A 15413-nucleotide genomic window follows, 5' to 3' on the forward strand; every position below is an offset into this window, starting at 1 on the left:
GTCCTGGGCCGGGGTCAGCAGCCGGCGCAGCGACAGGGCCAGCACCGAGGCGGTCAGACAGCCGCCGACCACGACGATCACCCAGATCCGCCCGTCGGCGGCGCCGATCAACGGGCCGGCGGTCACCGGGCCGATGATCCCGCTGACCCCGAAGATCATCGAACTCATCGCGTTGTACCGGCCGCGCAGTTCGTCGGTGGCGAGCGCGTTGGTCAGCGCGGGCATCACCGGCGACAGCATCGTCTCGCCGAAGCCGAAGATCGCCGCGCAGGCCACCACGCCGAGCGCAGCCACCAGCGCGTTCCCCGTACGGATGACGCCGGCCGCGCCGAGCACCAGCCAGGCGGCCGCGAAGACCGCGCCGACCGCGGCGAGCGCGCCGGTCCGGCTGCGCCCCTCCATCCGGCGGATCACCAGCAGCTGGGAGAGCACGATCATCACGGTGTTGCCGGCGAGGGCCCAGGCCACCACCCGCGGCGTCACCTCGGCCACCCGGACGGAGTACGCGGTGAAGCCCACCTCGATCTGCGCGTACCCGCAGGTGGTGAGGACCAGGCCGAAGATGACCAGCCGGCGGAACGGCCGGTCCCGCAGCACGGTCAGGTAGCCCCCGGTCGACGGCCGGTCCCCGGCGGTCGGGGCGGCGGCGAGCCGGCGGCCGACGTGCGGCAGGGTCAGCAGGATCAGCCCCGGCATCAGGTAGCTCAGCGCGTCCAGCAGGTAGATGGCCTGGAAGGTGACCGGCCGGGCGGTGTCCACGATCGCGCCGGAGATCAGGCCACCCACCCCGATGCCCAGGTTGAGCAGGGCGAACTGGAGGCCGAAGACCCGCTGTCGCTCGCCGTCGTCGGTCAGCGAGGCGAGGATGGTGGTCTGCCCGGACCAGAGCGCCGAGCCGCCCACCGCGATCAGCGTGGCGACCGCGAACGCCGACGCGGTCGAGTCGACCAGGGCGAGCGAGCCGGTGCCCACGGCCTCCACCACCAGGCAGGGCAGCACCACCCGGCGGGCCCCGAACCGGTCGATCAGCGTGCCGCCCACCGGCGACAGGGCCAGGGTCACCGCGCCGAACCAGCCGATCACCAGACCGGCCCGGGTGTCGGTCAGCCCGCGCACGTCCGTGAGGTAGATGAACAGGAACGGCAGGGTCAGGCCGCGCCCGATGGCCGAGAGCAGGGTGCCGAGCAGGATCCGGCGGGCTTCCGGGCGGGCGGGCAGGGCGCGGCGCAGCATGGCTGGATTCTCTGCGGTGGGTACGACGCCCCGCGAGTCGTTTACCGGCGGCCAGGCGTACCGGCGGGCCGCCAGGTGAGCAAGCACACGCGGTCTGGGATGCTGGGCCGGTGACCGGCACCTGGCGACACCTGCCCGCTCCGGCCCGCGAGATCGCGGTGGCCGCCACCGACGCGGTCGCCGCCGCCCAGTCCCGGGACGCCGGGGCGTATGAGCCGGCGGTCGACCGGCTCACCGGCGTCGACCGGGCCGGTCTGGTGCTCGGCGGGGTGGTCCGGCTGCTGCTGGAGGAGACCCACCCGGACGGGCTGGACGGCGACGACGTACGACAGGTGCTGGAACGCTGCGTCCGGGACGTGGCGGCGTGGCGGCCCGACGTGGACCCGCACGTGCTGCTGGTCCTGCTGGCCGGCGCCCTCGGCGTGTACGACCCGGGCGAGGACGACGCCCCGCCGGACCCGGCGGCGATCGCCCGGCACGCCCCGCTGCTCGTCGCCGACCTGCTGGCGGTCACCGGCCGGCCGCTGGCCGGCTACCTGACCGCCGCCTTCGCCGAGGTGGCCCGCACCGAGCTGCACGACTGAGCCGGCGCGACGGCGAAGGGGCGGGCGGGCGTCACGCCCGGGTCGCCACCACCTCCAGGTACTCCGCCGGGATGCGGACCGTGCCGTCGGTGGAGCGGTCGTACCGCCGGGCCAGCTCGACCAGGTCGGCGTGCAACGCCGGCCGCCGCGGCTCGTCGAGCGCCTCGAACGCCTTCAGCGTCGGCCCGTAGTTGACCCAGAAGAAGTCGGCGAACTCCTCCGGCGCGGTGAAGCGGAAGACGAAGGTCCGCCGGGTGGCCCGCAGGTCACGCAGCGCCGCCCCGAACAGCTCGGCCAGCCGCTCCTCGCGGCCCCACTCGACCGGCCCGCGCAGCCCTGCGGGCGGCGGTACGTGCCGGCTGACCGTGCGGAACAGGTCGCCGATGAAGCCCTCCGGCGTCCAGGCGGCCAGCGCGACCGTGCCGCCGGGCCGGCAGACCCGGACCAGCTCGGCGGCCGCGCGTTCCTGGTCCGGCGCGAACATCACCCCGACGCAGGAGAGCACCGCGTCGAACGAGGCGTCCGGGTAGGCCAGCCGCTCGGCGTCACCGGTCACGAACGTCACCGGCAGCCGCTCCGCCACCGCCCGCGCGTGCGCGCGTTCCAGCAGCTCCGGTACGTAGTCGACGCCGGTCACCCGGCAGCCGCAGCGGGCCGCCGCGATCGCCGCGTTGCCGGTGCCGGTCGCCACGTCCAGCACGGTTGCCCCGGCGGCGAGGTCGGCCGCCTCGACGAGCAGCTCGGAGACGAGGTGGATGCGGGCGGCGACGGCGCCGTAGTCGCCGCTGGCCCAGGTCTGCTGTTGCCGCGCCTTGACGGCGGCCAGGTCGATCGTGCTGGTCATGGCAGTGCCCTTCGGTCGGTTGCCGGTGACGCTAGGGCTGCCGCGGCGGCCGGACATGGGGAGAACCACCTATGTTGGCGGCACCAGGCCCCGCCGGCGCGCGACCGCGGCGGCCTGCCCCCGGTTGGGCACGGCCAGCTTGCCGAGGACCGCGGAGACGTGGTGCCCGACCGTGCGCGCCGACAGCGACAGCCGTGCGGCGATCTCGGCGTCGCTCAGCCCGTCGACGACAAGCGCCAGCACCTCCAGCTGCCGGGCGGTCAGCCCGGGCGGGTTGGCCGCCGTCGCCGGTCGCGGGCCGCGCGGCACCCGGGCCAGGCCGCGCCCGCGCAGCTCGGCCCGCAGCCGCCGGGCCGTCCGGACCGCGCCCAGGGCGTCCAGAATCCGCAGCGCCTCGCCCGCCGCCTCGGCGTCTCCGCAGGCCAGGGCCTCCGCCCGGCGGTACGGGCAGTCGAGGCGCCGCCACTCGTCGGCCGCGCCGGCCCAGTCGCCGTCGAGCAGCCGCCGGTACGGCGACGCAGCCACCTCCGGCGCCGACATCAGCTCCCCGGCCCGCCACCGCCAGTACGCCAGCTCCCCGGTGGACCACGGCTCTCCCACCGCGACGGCCAGCTCATAGCCGCGCCGGGCCTCGGCGGCGGCCCGCTCCGGCTCGCCGTCGAGCCAGTGGTGCTCGGCGAGGGCCGCCGCCGCGGCGCCGACGAACTGGAGCTCTCCCGTGCCGTATGCCCACCCGGCCACCCGGGTCAGCCCGTCCGTCGCCGCCGGATCGCCGTACCGGGAGCGGAGCAGGCCGCGGACGAGCAGCGCCGGCACCAGGCTGCCGCCGGGTTGCCCGGAGCCGGCGAGGGCGCTCTCGGCGTCGGCCAGCGCGCCCGTCCAGTCGCCCCGCAGCAGCCGCAGCCGGGCCCGGTAGCCCAACAGGTGGCGGGCGTACCCGTCGAGGTCCCGCCCGGTGGTGAACTCCAGCGCGCGGGCCAGTCGGGCACCGGCCGCGTCGAGGTCGTACCGCTCGACGGACATGGCGGCCAGGTTGACCAGGGCCCGCGCGGCGTGGTCGTCGAGCCCGTCGAGCGCGGCCCGGACGTGCGCCCGCTCCAGCAGCTCGACGCCGTCCGGGTCGCCGCGCTGCAGCCGCGCCGACCCGACGTTGACCAGCGCGTGCGCCTCGGTGTCCCGATCCCCGATGCGGCCCGCCAGCGCGAGCGCCCGGCCGCCCCAGTCGATCGCCTCGTCGTCCCGGTTGGCCAGCATCAGCAGCTGCGCCATCCCGCTGTACGCCATGGCCAGCTCCCGGCCGGGCGGCGCCGACTCCAGCACCTCGACCGCCCGGGTGGCCGCCGCGCGGGCGGCCATACTGTCCCCGGTCCACCAGCAGAGCCGGGACAGCCAACGCAGGTTCTCCCCGATCGGGACGGCAGCGCCGTCGGCCTCCCGCAGCGCGAGCGCCTCCCGTCGGGCGGCGAGGGCCTCCGTGCCCAGCCCGGCGAGGTAGGCGGCGGACGAGTACCCCTCCAGCAGCTCCGCCCGGCGCGCCGCCGGCAGCCCGGCCGCGCGCGGCAGGGCCACCGCGTAGTGGGCGACGGCCTGCCGGTGCGCGCCGACCGCCGCGGCCCGGCGCGCGGCCAGCGGCGCCCACCGGAGCACGGCCGGCGCGTCGTGGGCGTGGTGCGCGTGGTGCACCAGCCGGGCGACGTCCACGTCGGACCGGCCGGCGAGCCGGGCCAGCACCGCCGCGTGCAGGGTCGAGCGGCGTACCGGGGAGAGGCCGTCCCGGACCGCCCGGCGGAGCAGTTCGTGGCGGAACCGCACGCCGTCCTCCGCCGGCACCAGCAGCCCGCCGGCCAGGCACTCCTCGACGGCCGCCGCCGGCTCCCCGGCAAGCAGGTGCGACTCGGCCCGGGACGGCACCACCGACACCAGCCGGGCCACCTCCCGCGCGGCCGGGCTGAGCGCGGCGAGCCGGGCGGCCACCAGGTCGCGTACGGTCGGCGGGACACCCGGTTCGGCGGCGGCCAGCACCTCGGTGACCAGCAGCGGGTTGCCCCCGGTGGCCTGGTAGAGGCCGGCGGGGGAGCGCCCGGCGCGGCGGGCCAGCTCCTCGACGGCGGCGGTGGAGAGCGGCGGCAGCGGCAGCCGGCGCACCAGCGCGCGGGGCAGCCCGGCGAGCACCGCGTGCAGGGGGTGCTCCGGACCCACCTCGTCGTCGCGATAGGTGAGCACCAGCAGGGCGCGGCAGCCGGCCAGCCGACGGCCGAGGAAGGCGGTCAGGTCGAGGGTGGCCTCGTCCGCCCAGTGCGCGTCCTCGATCACCAGCACCGGTCGGCGGCGTTGCCGAGGTCCGGCCAGCTCGTCGAGGAGGGCGTCGAAGAGCACGCCTCGGCGTTCACCCTCCCGCCCGCCACCGGCCCGGCTGTCGGCGAGCCGCTCGGCCAGCGCGCCGCCGATCTGCCGGCCGATGTCGTGCAGCGGGCCGAGGGCGCGCGGGGTGAGCAGGGGGTCGCAGCCGCCCTGGAGCACTCGGGCCCGAACTCCGACCGCCGCCGTGAACGCACTCACCAGGGCGGACTTGCCGGCGCCCGCCTCGCCGGCGACGAGCGCGATGCGGCCACCGGCGGCACTGGCCGTCAGCAGCTCGTCCAGCGCGTCGAGTGGGCCGGCCCGCTCCAGCAGCTCCATTGCCGCCGATGCTAGTCACGGCGGGCGGCGGGCGAGCCGTCCTGACGTCGAGCCGACTGGTGGGCCGCGACAGCTCGCTCACTTGGGCGGTTCCGCGCCGCTCTGCTCGCTCACCATGTACTCCGCGTACCAGTCGGGCCAGTTCGCGTCCGTCTTGCCGGTGCGCTTCTCGTGCTCGCCGTGTGCGGCCGCCGCCCGCCGAAGCGCGCCCGCCAGGTCGCTTGCCGAGCCGAACGAGGTCGCAGCAGCCTCGATGCGCCCGGGAAGCCGGGTCGTGATCTCCTGAAGCAGCCAGTTGTTGCCGTCGGGGTCGCTGAACGAGGCGCGCGAGAAGTAGCTGCGACGCTCGGGATCCAGACCGCTCACCGGCCCGTCCGGGCCGATGTGGAAAATGTCGCTCACCTCGACACCGGCGGCGACCAGCGCGTTCCGGGCCGCCTCGATGTCGGACACGATCAGGTACTCCTTGGCCGAACCAGGCGTGGCCGACGTGAGGTTCGGTCCGAACTGGACCGAGCACTCGGAGCCGTGCGGCGTGAACTGGATCACACCCGGCGGCGTCTGGTCGAGCCGCCACCCGAGGCGCCCGTAGAACTCCTTCGCGCGGTCGACATCCGAGACGGGGATGACGACCACCTCGAGCTTCATGTCGACCTTCTTGATGCTCGTCGTCCCGCTCGCGTCGCTGCTCCGGACGTCCGTCGTGCTCATCGCGGCCTCCCCGGGCTGAGTCAGGGCGTCATCGTCTCGGTTACGAACGTACTGCCTCCGTACCTGCGGGGTGCCTCGATCTCGGCATCGCCTCCGCCGCCGGCTGGGACGCCCGCCGAGAGCGTCGTCCGGCTGCACCTGATCCCGGCACTCAGCACCAAACGCCTCGACACCCGGCAGCTGCCTGCTCAGTGCCTTCTAGAGAGCAGTGATCCCCAGAAACGAATCAAGGCCCCTCCACGGAGGGGCCTTGACCTGCTGTTACCTCTGGTCGGGGTGGCCGGATTCGAACCGACGACCTCTTCGTCCCGAACGAAGCGCGCTACCAAGCTGCGCCACACCCCGAGGCGTGCCGACAAATAGTAGCCCACCCGGACCGATGGTCAAACTCGGTACCCCCGCGCCGGGTCCGGGGCGTCCCGGACCCGCTCAGCGGGGGATCAGGGTGAGGATGCTCGCCTCCGGCGGGCAGGCGAAGCGCACCGGCGCGGTCGGGTGCGTGCCGAGCCCGGCGGAGACGTGCAGCCAGGAGTCCGAGCCGGGCCAGCGGTGCAGGCCGCGGGCCATCGAGCGGGGCAGCCCGCAGTTGGTCACCAGCGCGCCGTAGCCCGGCACGCAGACCTGGCCGCCGTGGGTGTGCCCGGCGAGCAGCAGCCCGAAGCCGTCCGCGGCCATCTGGTCGAGGACGGCCGGCTCGGGGGAGTGGGCCAGGGCGAGGGCGAGTTCGGCCGAGGCGGACACCGGGCCGGCCACCGCGGCGTAGTCGTCCCGCTCGATGTGCGGATCGTCGACGCCGACCAGTTCGACCTCCCGGCCACCGGCCTTCACCGTGGTCCGGGTGTTGTTCAGGTCGACCCAGCCGGCGCCGGTGAAGACGTCCCGGAGTTCCTCGTACGGCAGCGCCACGCCCTCGGTGTACTCCCGGTCGGGCAGGAAGTAGGTGAACGGGTTCTTCCAGACCGGCCCGGTGTAGTCGTTCGAGCCGAAGACGAACGCGCCCGGGAAGTCGAGCAGCGGTTGCAGGGCCCGCAGCACGCCGGGAACGGCGTCGGGGTGGGCCATGTTGTCGCCGGTCACCACGACCAGGTCGGGGTCGAGGGCGGCCAGCGAGGCCACCCAGTCCTGCTTGCGCCGCTGGCCGGGCGTCATGTGCAGGTCCGACAGGTGCAGCACGCGCAGCGGCTCGGCGTCGGCCGGGAGCACCGGCACGTCGTACCGGCGGAGGGTGAACATGTTGCGTTCGACGAGCGACGCGTACGCCAGGGTGGCCGTGCCCGCGGCGAAGGTCCCGGCGGCGAGCCGGAATAGTGTGCGCTTTCGCATGGCGTTCAGGGTAGTTTGACCGTCCATGAGCACGCTGAAGGACCGCCTCACCGTAGACATGCGCGCCGCACTCAAGGCGCGCGACGAGCTGACCACCTCCACGCTGCGGATGGCCCTCGCGGCCGTCGGCAACGCCGAGGTCGCCGGCAAGGCCAAGCGCGAGCTCACCGACGACGAGGTGCTCGCGGTGCTGACCAAGGAGGCGAAGAAGCGGCGCGAGGCCGCCACCGCCTTCGCCGACGCCGGGCGCGCCGAGCAGGCCACCAAGGAGACCGCCGAGGGTGAGGTGCTGGAGCGCTACCTGCCGAAGCAGCTCTCCGACGAGGAGCTGGCCGAGCTGGTCGCGGGGGCGCTCGCCGCGGGCGGCTTCACCGGCAAGGCCCAGATGGGCCCGGCCATGAAGGCGGCCCAGACCGCGGTGGCCGGCCAGGCCGAGGGCGGCCGGGTCGCCGCCGAGGTACGCCGGCAGCTCGGCCTCTGACCGACTCGGCTGCCGCCGCACGTACGCGAAACGGGCGGGCACCCCCTGGTGGGGTGCCGCCCGTCCGTGCCACGGGTCAGCCGCGCGGTCGCCCGGGGCGGCCGGTGGCGGGCGGCGGTGGGCCACCGGGCGGGGTGGCGCCATCGGCCGGCGTGGCGCCGCCACCGGCACTGACCTCGATGCTCACCACGCCGCCCTTGATGGTGCGGCCGTCCGGGCTGGTGCCGGCGGCGGTGTCCTTCGGGCAGCTCGACGGGACCTTGCTGCTGGAGACGACTGGGTCGAACCCGGCGCCCCGCAGCCGCGACTTGGCGGTCTCGATCGGCTGGCACTTGACGTCGGGGATGGAGCGCTGGTCACCCAAGATGATCTTGCCGCTGGGCGGGGTGAAGTCGACGGGCTCCTTGTTCTTCATCGCGTCGCGCAGCGTCTCGTACACCGCCGGGTTGATGCCGTTCGGGACGTCGTGGCCCATCTTCTGGTCGGTCTGCGGCCAGTCCGGGTCGGCCATGATGCCGGCCACCGCGTACTGCTTGGTCATCGCCACCAGCGCGGAGGTCTTGTCCGAGTCGGTGGTGCCGGACTTGCCGGCGACCGGCGCGCCGACGATGCGGCGGACGTTGCCCGCGGTGGCGCCGGTGCACTTGGAGGTGGCCGACCGGTCACCGACCGGGCAGCGGGCCGCGTCCACGGCGGCCCGGGCCACCTCGGTGCTGATCCGCTGCTCGCAGTGCGGGTTGGCGATGTCCAGCTTGTTGCCGTCCGGGCCACGGATCTCCTGGACCGGGATCGGCTCGCAGTACTTGCCGTCCGCCCCCAGCGTCGCGTACGCGTTGGCCAGCTCCAGCGGGGTGGTCTGGGAGACGCCGAGGCTGAACGCGCCCCACTGGTGCGCGTAGTCCTTGTTCGAGGCGAACCGGGCGTCCGACGGCGCGCGGAAGGTGATGCCGAGCTTCTGGGCGGCCTTCACCACGTTCTCCGCGCCGACCTGCTGCTGCAGCGGGATGAAGTAGGTGTTGACGGACTTGCCGAACGCGCTCCACATGTTGTGCACGCCGGTCATGCTGGCGCTGGCGTTCTTCGGGCAGTAGAAGTGGGTGCCCTTGCAGGCCGCCGATGATTTCGAATCGATGATGTACTCGGACTTGAAGAACGGCTCCGCGTTGATGGTGTAGCTGAGCGGGATGCCCTTCTCCAGGGCCGCCACCATCGCGAACATCTTGAAGGTCGAGCCGGCCTGGTACCCGGTGATGCCGCCGCCGCCGGTGACCAGCGGGTTGACCGTGTTCGGGTAGTTGCCCCGGATCTTCTTCGCGGCCTTCTTCGGGTCGGTGGAGATCTTGTTCTGCGGGTGCTTCGGGTCGTCGATCTTGAAGTTGCGGTTGACCGCGATCGCCCGCACCCGGCCGGTGCCGGGCTCGATCGCCGCCACCATCCGGGCCGCCTTGCTGTTCTCGCTCAGGTGGTTGCGGACCGCCTTGTCGGCGCCCTTCTGCGCCTGCACGTCGAGCGTGGTGGTGATGGTGTAGCCGCCGCTCTTCAGCCGGCGCTCCCGGTCGTACGAGGTCGAGCCGAACGTCCCCTGCTGCATCCACCAGCGGTAGAAGTAGTCGCAGAAGAAGCCCCAGGTGCGCTGGTTGGTGGCGACGCAGCCGTTCGGGGTGCGCTTGTCGTTCACCCGCAGCTTGATCTTCTTGGCCTGGTCGGCCTCCGCCTGGGTGATCGCCCCGATGTCGACCATGTTTTGGATGACGTAGTCCCGCCGGGCCACCGCCTCCGGGTAACCGGCCCTGGTCGTCGGGTCGAACGCGGTCGGCGCCTTGACCATGCCGGCCAGCATGGCCGACTCCTGGATGTCGAGCTTGCTCGGCTGCTTGCCGAAGTAGACCTGACTGGCGGCGAAGATGCCGTACGCGCCGTTGCCGAAGGCGGCGATGTTCAGGTAGCGCTCCAGGATCTCGTCCTTGGTGAGCTCCTTGTCGATCTGGAGCGCGTAGCGCATCTCGCGCAGCTTCCGGGCGCTGGTGTCCTCGGTCGCCGCCACCACGTCGGCCGGGTGCGTCGCCGAGTACGCGATGGCCAGCCGGACGTACTGCATGGTCAGCGTCGACGCGCCCTGGCGGGAGTTGGCGCCGGAGCTGTTGTTGACGAACGCCCGGGCGACACCGTTGAGGTCGACGCCGTTGTGCTTGTAGAAGTCGTGGTCCTCGGCCGCGATGATCGCCTTCTGCATCAAGGGCGAGATGTCCTTGAGCTTGACGTCCTTGCGGTTCTCGTCGTACATCGTCGCGAGCGGGGTCTTGCCGTCCGAGGCGAGCAGATAGGTGATCTGCGGGGCCCGGGCCACCGTCAGTTCCTTGGGCAGCGCGCCGAAGGTCTCGGCGCCGGCCTTGGCGGCCAGCCCGGACATCGCCACCGCGGGGAAGGCCGCCGCCGCGACCACCACGCCGGCCAACAGGCCACAGATGAGTAGCGATGCGGCGTTGGTCAGCACATTGTGGTCACGTTTCCGCATCCAGGTCACCTCGACAGGGTACGCGAGTAGGGAACGAGGGGCGCTGGGGCGTTCTTTCCCCATTTCCTGCGCGCGCCGACCTCGTTGTGCTAAACGCACGAACCCCGGTGGGTGGTTGCGTGAACCTGGCGACGAGTCTCCTCCGAACGGGGGAGCGGCGCAGCGTTTTCACCGACCCGGGCCGGGTAGACGGCGGGCGAGGGCCCGGGAAGCCGGGAGTGTCCGGAATGATGGATTTCGCCGACAACGTTGCGTAATCAGGCGACTACAGAGCATGATGAGTGGCGGCGACAGGGCCACACGTCGTCCGTGCCTCCTTGGGGAAGGACGGGCCGGACGGCCGGGGGAATTCGACGGCTGGTCGCACGAAGTCGGTAGGTACTGCAAGGGGGGACGTGTACACATGGGCATGATCACTGACTGGCCGTCGCTGGCGGCATGTCAGAACGGGGACCCGGACGCGTTGTTCGTACAGGGCGCCGAACAGAACGTGGCGAAGAGGATCTGCCGGAGCTGCCCAGTTCGGTACGAGTGCCTGGCCGATGCGCTCGACAACCGGATCGAGTTCGGGGTGTGGGGCGGCATGACCGAACGGGAACGCCGCGCGCTGCTGCGCCGTCACCCGCAGGTGACGAGCTGGCGCAAGATGTTCGAGGCCGCCATGGCGAAGAACGCCAAGGAGAAGGCCGGCAAGGACAAGGTCCTGGTGACCGCCGCCAACTGACGGCGTTTCACGGTCGGCTGATCGCCGCGCCGATCGTCCGCAGCCCGTCGACGTCGTGCACGTCGGCGGGCTGCGCCGTCACCGACACCGCCGGCACCGCCGGGAACGCCTCGGTGAACTGGGCCGCCACCCGCTGCTCGCGTACCGCCTGCTGGGCCAGCGCGGCGTGAGCCCGCAGCACGTCGACGGTGCCCTCGTGGCCGCCCAACTCGGCCAGCCGCTCCGCGGCGGCCAGGCTCTCCGTCGCGTCCAGCGACGTCGCGGTCGGGCGGTGGACCCGGTTGAGCACCAGGCCGGCCAGCGGCATCCGCTCCTCCCGCAGCCGCCCGGCGAAGTAGGCGGCCTCCCGGACCGCGTCCGGCTCGGGCGCCGCCACCAGCAGGAACGCGGTCTCCTGCGCCTGCAGGATCCGGTACGTCTGCTCGGCCCGCTGCCGGAAGCCGCCGAACGTCGAATCCAGCCCGGCGACGAAGCCGGAGAGGTCGGTGAGCAGCTGCGCGCCGATCACCTTCTGGACGACCTTGGAGAACATCCCGAAGCTGGCGGTCACCAGGCTGAACATGCTCCGCCCCCCGCTGCGCGCCGGGGCCAGCAGCAGCCGCAGCATCCGCCCGTCCAGGAAGCGGGAGAGCCGGGCCGGGGCGTCGAGGAAGTCCAGCGCCGAGCGGGACGGCGGGGTGTCCACCACGATCAGGTCCCACTCGCCCCGGGCGTGCAACTGGCCCAGCTTCTCCATCGCCATGTATTCCTGAGTGCCGGCGAAGGTCGAACTCATCGCCTGGTAGAAGGGGTTGGCGAAGATCTCCGCCGCCTTCGCCGGGTCGGTGTGCTGAAGCACCACGTCGTCGAAGGTGCGCTTCATGTCCAGCATCATGGCGTGCAGCTCACCGCCGCTGGCCTCGACGTCGATGCCCTTGACCTGGCGGGGGGTGTTGTCCAGCTCGGTCAGGCCGAGCGACTGGGCCAGCCGCCGGGCCGGGTCGATGGTGAGCACCACCGTCCGCCGGCCGTGCCGCTCGGCGGCGCGCAACGCCAGCGCGGCCGCCGTGGTCGTCTTGCCCACTCCGCCCGCCCCGCAGCAGACGACGATCCGTACCCCGGGGTCGGCGAGGATCTGGTCGACGTCCAGCGGTGGCGCCGCGTCTTCGGAAGGCACCAATCGAGCGTATCGGGCTCGGGGGTGTCTCTGCTCCGTGCCGGCCGCAGGTGTGAGTCAATCCGCCCGGACGAGAGCCCTGGCCAGCGTCTCCAGCCCGGCCCGGTCCACCCCGTCGGGCAGCAGCGGCAGCTCGGTGAGCGGCAGGCCCAGTTCCACCAGGTCGGCGCGGAGCGAGTCCTCCAGCTCCCGGCGTACCTGCTGGTCCCGGGCCTCCCCGGCCAGCCCGGCCACGGTGTCCCGGTCGGCGGGCAGGCCCGCGGCGAGCAGCCCCCGCTTCAGCTCGGCCTGGCTCAGCGCCCGCCCCGCCGGCACCGGCGGCCGGGCGCCGTTGACGATCACCCGACCGACCGGGAAACCGAGCTGGGTCAGCTCGGTGATCGCGTCCACCGTCTCCTGGACCGGCATCTCCTCCAGCAGGGTCACCACGTGCACCGCGGTCATCGGGGAGCGCAGCAGCACCGAGACCCCCTCGCTCTGGGTCTTGATCGGGCCCATCTTCGCCAGCCGGGCGGTCTCCGCGGTGACGTTGAGGAACCGGCCGATCCGCCCGGTCGGCGGCGCGTCCAGCACCACCGCGTCGTACGTCCGGCGCTGGCCGTTGGTGCGGGTGGTCGCCTCCTTCACCTTGCCGGTGAGCAGCACGTCCCGCAGGCCCGGCGCGATGGTGGTGGCGAAGTCGATCGCGCCGAGCTTGCGCAGCGCCCGGCCGGCCGCGCCGAGCTTGTAGAACATGTCCAGGTACTCGAGCAGGGCCTCCTCGGCGTCCACCGCGAGGGCCCGCACCTCGCCGCCGCCGGGGGCGTCGGCCAGGTGCCGCTCCTCGTACGGCAGCGGGTCGGTGCCGAAGAGCTGGGCGATGCCCTGCCGCCCCTCCACCTCGACCAGCAGCGTGCGCCGGCCGCCTGCGGCCAGGCCCAGGGCCAGCGCTGCGGCCACGCTGGTCTTGCCCGTGCCGCCCTTGCCGGTCACCACGTGAAGGCGGGCCGGCCAGGTCTCGGACCGTTGCTCAGCTGCTCGCACCCGTCGAGCCTATCCAGCCGCCGGGCTCAGGCGACCTCGCAGACCCACCAACCCGTTTTCCGCACCACGGTGAAGCGCAGCTCCTGGTCGGCCACCTTCTCGTCAGCGGTGGTCATGGTGACCTTGGTGGTGACGGTGGCCCGGTCGCCGGTCTGGTTGTCCACCGTCGGGGTGGTCCACCGGAAGCGCGGGTTCTGGTACTCCGCCGCGTACTTCTGTACCTCCGCGACCTTGCCGGCGATCTTCTTGTCGTCGCGGGCGGCGGAGCAGACGAAGGTGGCCGCCTTCCTGGCGTCCCGGTCCTTGTAGACGGCGGTGAGGAAGCCGTCCACGGCGACCGCCGGCTCCTTCGCGCCCTGGCCGTCCTCGGTGTTCCGCAGGGTCAGGAACGCCGCCGTGCCGCCCCCGCCGCAGAGCAGGATGGCCGCGGCCAGCGCGATCGAGGCGATCAGCAGGCCGCGCCGCTTCTTCGGGGCCGCCGGGCCCGGGTACGGCGGGTAGCCAGCGGCCGGCGGCGGCGGGAACGTGCCGGGGGCCGGTGCGGTGGCCGGCGCGTGCCCGGCCGACGGCTCGTCGCGGGACGGGCCGTCGGGCGAGCCGGTGGCGCCACCGATGGGCGGTTGGGTCATGTCTTTCCCCCGGGGTGCGGCGCCGTCGCCGCCCCAGGCGACGGACGCGTGATCGAGCGTGGCGGGCGGGCGTGGGTCGCCCGTCCGACCGGAAGGGTAGCGGTCGATGGGCGAGTTGCCAGCCCCCGCGTGCGATCGCGCCGGTCGCGCGGCGCCGCACCACCGGTGGGACGTGAACCTCGGTCACCTCCCCGACGACGCATCTGTCGCATATGTGACTGCAGGTGATCACGCGTGCGCGTCCCGTTGTCGGGTCCGAGGATCGGCCCTACGTTCGTCGCGGTGCGGGGGCCGGACCGGGCGGATGTCCGAGCCGGACGGTGGTGATTCAGACCAGGTACGACGCCCGGAGGCAAGCGCATGCGCGACGCGGAGAACATTCCTCGAGCCCAGTTTCCGCCCGGTGACCGGGCTCGCCGGTCCGGCGACGCCGAACTCCCCGCCCTGCCGATCAACGAGCGGTCGTACCGCCGCTGCCTCGAACCGGCCGAGGCGATCCGCGCCCTGGTCCGCCCCGGCGAGCGGGGTCCCGACGAGGAGGAGCCCGGGTACGTCATCCACCTGCCGGTCCGGGTCGCCGACCTGGCGGCGGCCACCGCGCTGGCCGGCACCGTGGCCACCTCGCTGGGTTTCCTGAGCGAGCTGGACGCCGGCGAGACGACGGTCTCCACCGCCGACGACCAGAACAACCGGCACCGGGTCTTCTGCGACCTGCTGCTGCCCGACCGCAGCCGGTGCCCGCAGCGCTACGACCACGAGGGCCCCTGCGGCGAGCTGCCCGTGACGCCCGAGCAGCGTCCCGCGCCCAGGCCGCCGTCCTGACCGTAGTCTGTGCCTGGAAAGTGTCCATGCCAGGCAAGGGAGCCTTCACCCGATGCAGAAGTGGGAATACGCCACGGTTCCGCTGCTGGTCCACGCGACCAAGCAGATCCTCGACAACTGGGGCGAGGACGGCTGGGAGCTGGTCTCCGTGGTTCCCGGCCCGAACCCGGAGCAGCTCGTCGCCTACCTGAAGCGTCCGAAGGGCTGACGGGCGTGAGCAACGGACCGCACGCGAAGCTCGCGGAACTCGGCCTGAGCCTGCCCGAGGTGGTGCCGCCGGTGGCCAGCTACGTGCCGGCCGTCCAGTCCGGGCAGCACGTCTACGTCTCCGGCCAGCTGCCGATGGCGGAGGGCAAGCTGCTCGCCACCGGCAAGGTCGGCGCCGGCGTCTCCGCCGACCAGGCGAAGGACCTGGCCCAGCGGTGCGCGCTGAACGCCCTGGCCGCGATCGACTCGCTGGTCGGCCTGGAGAACGTCGTCAAGATCGTCAAGCTGAGCGGCTTCGTCGCGAGCGCGCCCGGCTTCACCGGCCAGCCCGGCGTGATCAACGGCGCCTCCGACCTGTTCGGCGCGGTCTTCGGCGAGGCCGGCCGGCACGCCCGCTCCGCGGTCGGCGTCGCCGAACTCCCCCTCGACGCTCCCGTCGAGGTCGAGGTCATCGTCGAGGTCGCCTGACGCTCCGTACCCGC

Annotated in this window: 15 protein-coding genes and 1 tRNA gene; 6 read left to right on the forward strand and 10 right to left on the reverse strand. The window is 73.2% G+C overall.

Annotated features, from left to right (window positions below; genetic code table 11):
- Positions 1 to 1233: MFS transporter (locus tag DKT69_RS17375; protein ID WP_109802585.1), on the reverse strand; the 1233-nt coding region annotated here is incomplete at its 3' end.
- Between the two features lie 110 nt (positions 1234 to 1343).
- On the opposite strand from DKT69_RS17375, the gene DKT69_RS17380 reads away from it, so the two are divergent.
- Positions 1344 to 1817 (forward strand): hypothetical protein, encoded by a 474-nt coding sequence (locus tag DKT69_RS17380; RefSeq protein WP_109802586.1) that lies wholly within the window; start codon positions 1344 to 1346, stop codon positions 1815 to 1817.
- A 31-nt stretch (positions 1818 to 1848) separates the two neighbouring features.
- Here DKT69_RS17380 and DKT69_RS17385 read toward each other — a convergent pair whose 3' ends face one another.
- From DKT69_RS17385 to DKT69_RS17405, 5 genes are all read right to left on the reverse strand, one after another.
- Positions 1849 to 2661 carry a class I SAM-dependent methyltransferase gene (locus tag DKT69_RS17385; RefSeq protein ID WP_109802587.1) on the reverse strand — a complete coding sequence of 271 codons (813 nt, stop codon included), beginning with the start codon at positions 2659 to 2661 and terminating at the stop codon, positions 1849 to 1851.
- A gap of 69 nt (positions 2662 to 2730) precedes the next feature.
- Entirely contained in the window at positions 2731 to 5340 is a 2610-nt protein-coding gene (locus DKT69_RS17390) for an ATP-binding protein (protein WP_109802588.1), read from the reverse strand.
- Between the two features lie 78 nt (positions 5341 to 5418).
- Positions 5419 to 6051, reverse strand: coding sequence for a VOC family protein (locus DKT69_RS17395; protein ID WP_109802589.1), 633 nt, complete (start codon positions 6049 to 6051; stop codon positions 5419 to 5421).
- Positions 6052 to 6319: 268 nt separating this feature from the next.
- Positions 6320 to 6396: transfer RNA gene (locus DKT69_RS17400), tRNA-Pro, on the reverse strand.
- An 84-nt stretch (positions 6397 to 6480) separates the two neighbouring features.
- The gene (locus DKT69_RS17405) at positions 6481 to 7374 is read right to left on the reverse strand and encodes a metallophosphoesterase (protein ID WP_109802590.1); all 894 of its coding nucleotides are present in this window, start codon (positions 7372 to 7374) and stop codon (positions 6481 to 6483) included.
- 25 nt (positions 7375 to 7399) lie between these two features.
- Between DKT69_RS17405 and DKT69_RS17410 the strand changes: the two genes are divergently transcribed.
- On the forward strand, positions 7400 to 7855 hold the full coding sequence (locus DKT69_RS17410; RefSeq protein ID WP_109802591.1) for a GatB/YqeY domain-containing protein: 456 nt from the start codon (positions 7400 to 7402) through the stop codon (positions 7853 to 7855).
- Between the two features lie 76 nt (positions 7856 to 7931).
- Here DKT69_RS17410 and DKT69_RS17415 read toward each other — a convergent pair whose 3' ends face one another.
- The gene (locus DKT69_RS17415) at positions 7932 to 10370 is read right to left on the reverse strand and encodes a penicillin-binding protein (RefSeq protein ID WP_109802592.1); all 2439 of its coding nucleotides are present in this window, start codon (positions 10368 to 10370) and stop codon (positions 7932 to 7934) included.
- Between the two features lie 403 nt (positions 10371 to 10773).
- On the opposite strand from DKT69_RS17415, the gene DKT69_RS17420 reads away from it, so the two are divergent.
- A complete protein-coding gene (locus DKT69_RS17420; RefSeq protein WP_109802593.1) occupies positions 10774 to 11094 on the forward strand; it encodes a WhiB family transcriptional regulator in 321 nt (106 codons plus the stop codon).
- 7 nt (positions 11095 to 11101) lie between these two features.
- Here DKT69_RS17420 and bagB read toward each other — a convergent pair whose 3' ends face one another.
- The 3 genes from bagB to DKT69_RS17435 are packed head-to-tail and all read right to left on the reverse strand — an operon-like array spanning position 11102 to position 13902.
- On the reverse strand, positions 11102 to 12250 hold the full coding sequence (bagB, locus tag DKT69_RS17425; RefSeq protein WP_109802594.1) for an ArsA family ATPase: 1149 nt from the start codon (positions 12248 to 12250) through the stop codon (positions 11102 to 11104).
- A gap of 57 nt (positions 12251 to 12307) precedes the next feature.
- Complete coding sequence (gene bagA / locus DKT69_RS17430) at positions 12308 to 13273, reverse strand: ATPase BagA (RefSeq protein ID WP_109802595.1); 966 nt, start codon at positions 13271 to 13273, stop codon at positions 12308 to 12310.
- 26 nt (positions 13274 to 13299) lie between these two features.
- Positions 13300 to 13902 carry an Rv0361 family membrane protein gene (locus DKT69_RS17435; RefSeq protein WP_109802596.1) on the reverse strand — a complete coding sequence of 201 codons (603 nt, stop codon included), beginning with the start codon at positions 13900 to 13902 and terminating at the stop codon, positions 13300 to 13302.
- Positions 13903 to 14262: 360 nt separating this feature from the next.
- On the opposite strand from DKT69_RS17435, the gene DKT69_RS17440 reads away from it, so the two are divergent.
- The 3 genes from DKT69_RS17440 to DKT69_RS17450 are packed head-to-tail and all read left to right on the forward strand — an operon-like array spanning position 14263 to position 15399.
- Complete coding sequence (locus DKT69_RS17440; protein ID WP_109802597.1) at positions 14263 to 14724, forward strand: hypothetical protein; 462 nt, start codon at positions 14263 to 14265, stop codon at positions 14722 to 14724.
- A 52-nt stretch (positions 14725 to 14776) separates the two neighbouring features.
- Positions 14777 to 14932, forward strand: a complete 156-nt coding sequence (gene sp36, locus DKT69_RS17445; RefSeq protein ID WP_013289021.1) for a Sp36 family protein — start codon at positions 14777 to 14779, stop codon at positions 14930 to 14932.
- A gap of 5 nt (positions 14933 to 14937) precedes the next feature.
- Complete coding sequence (locus tag DKT69_RS17450) at positions 14938 to 15399, forward strand: RidA family protein (protein ID WP_109802598.1); 462 nt, start codon at positions 14938 to 14940, stop codon at positions 15397 to 15399.
- Positions 15400 to 15413 lie beyond the last annotated feature (14 nt).

The sequence above is a fragment of the Micromonospora sicca genome (genome assembly GCF_003172935.1).
GTDB lineage: Bacteria > Actinomycetota > Actinomycetes > Mycobacteriales > Micromonosporaceae > Micromonospora > Micromonospora sicca.

Bases quoted from the DNA above. Each gene is read 5' to 3' on its own strand.
- DKT69_RS17420 (WP_109802593.1), top strand. From the start codon at position 10,774: ATGGGCATGATCACTGACTGGCCGTCGCTGGCGGCATGTCAGAACGGG.
- DKT69_RS17405 (WP_109802590.1), bottom strand. From the start codon at position 7,374: ATGCGAAAGCGCACACTATTCCGGCTCGCCGCCGGGACCTTCGCCGCG.
- DKT69_RS17440 (WP_109802597.1), top strand. From the start codon at position 14,263: ATGCGCGACGCGGAGAACATTCCTCGAGCCCAGTTTCCGCCCGGTGAC.
- DKT69_RS17435 (WP_109802596.1), bottom strand. From the start codon at position 13,902: ATGACCCAACCGCCCATCGGTGGCGCCACCGGCTCGCCCGACGGCCCG.
- sp36 (WP_013289021.1), top strand. From the start codon at position 14,777: ATGCAGAAGTGGGAATACGCCACGGTTCCGCTGCTGGTCCACGCGACC.
- DKT69_RS17390 (WP_109802588.1), bottom strand. From the start codon at position 5,340: ATGGAGCTGCTGGAGCGGGCCGGCCCACTCGACGCGCTGGACGAGCTG.
- DKT69_RS17395 (WP_109802589.1), bottom strand. From the start codon at position 6,051: ATGAGCACGACGGACGTCCGGAGCAGCGACGCGAGCGGGACGACGAGC.
- DKT69_RS17415 (WP_109802592.1), bottom strand. From the start codon at position 10,370: ATGCGGAAACGTGACCACAATGTGCTGACCAACGCCGCATCGCTACTC.
- DKT69_RS17385 (WP_109802587.1), bottom strand. From the start codon at position 2,661: ATGACCAGCACGATCGACCTGGCCGCCGTCAAGGCGCGGCAACAGCAG.
- DKT69_RS17410 (WP_109802591.1), top strand. From the start codon at position 7,400: ATGAGCACGCTGAAGGACCGCCTCACCGTAGACATGCGCGCCGCACTC.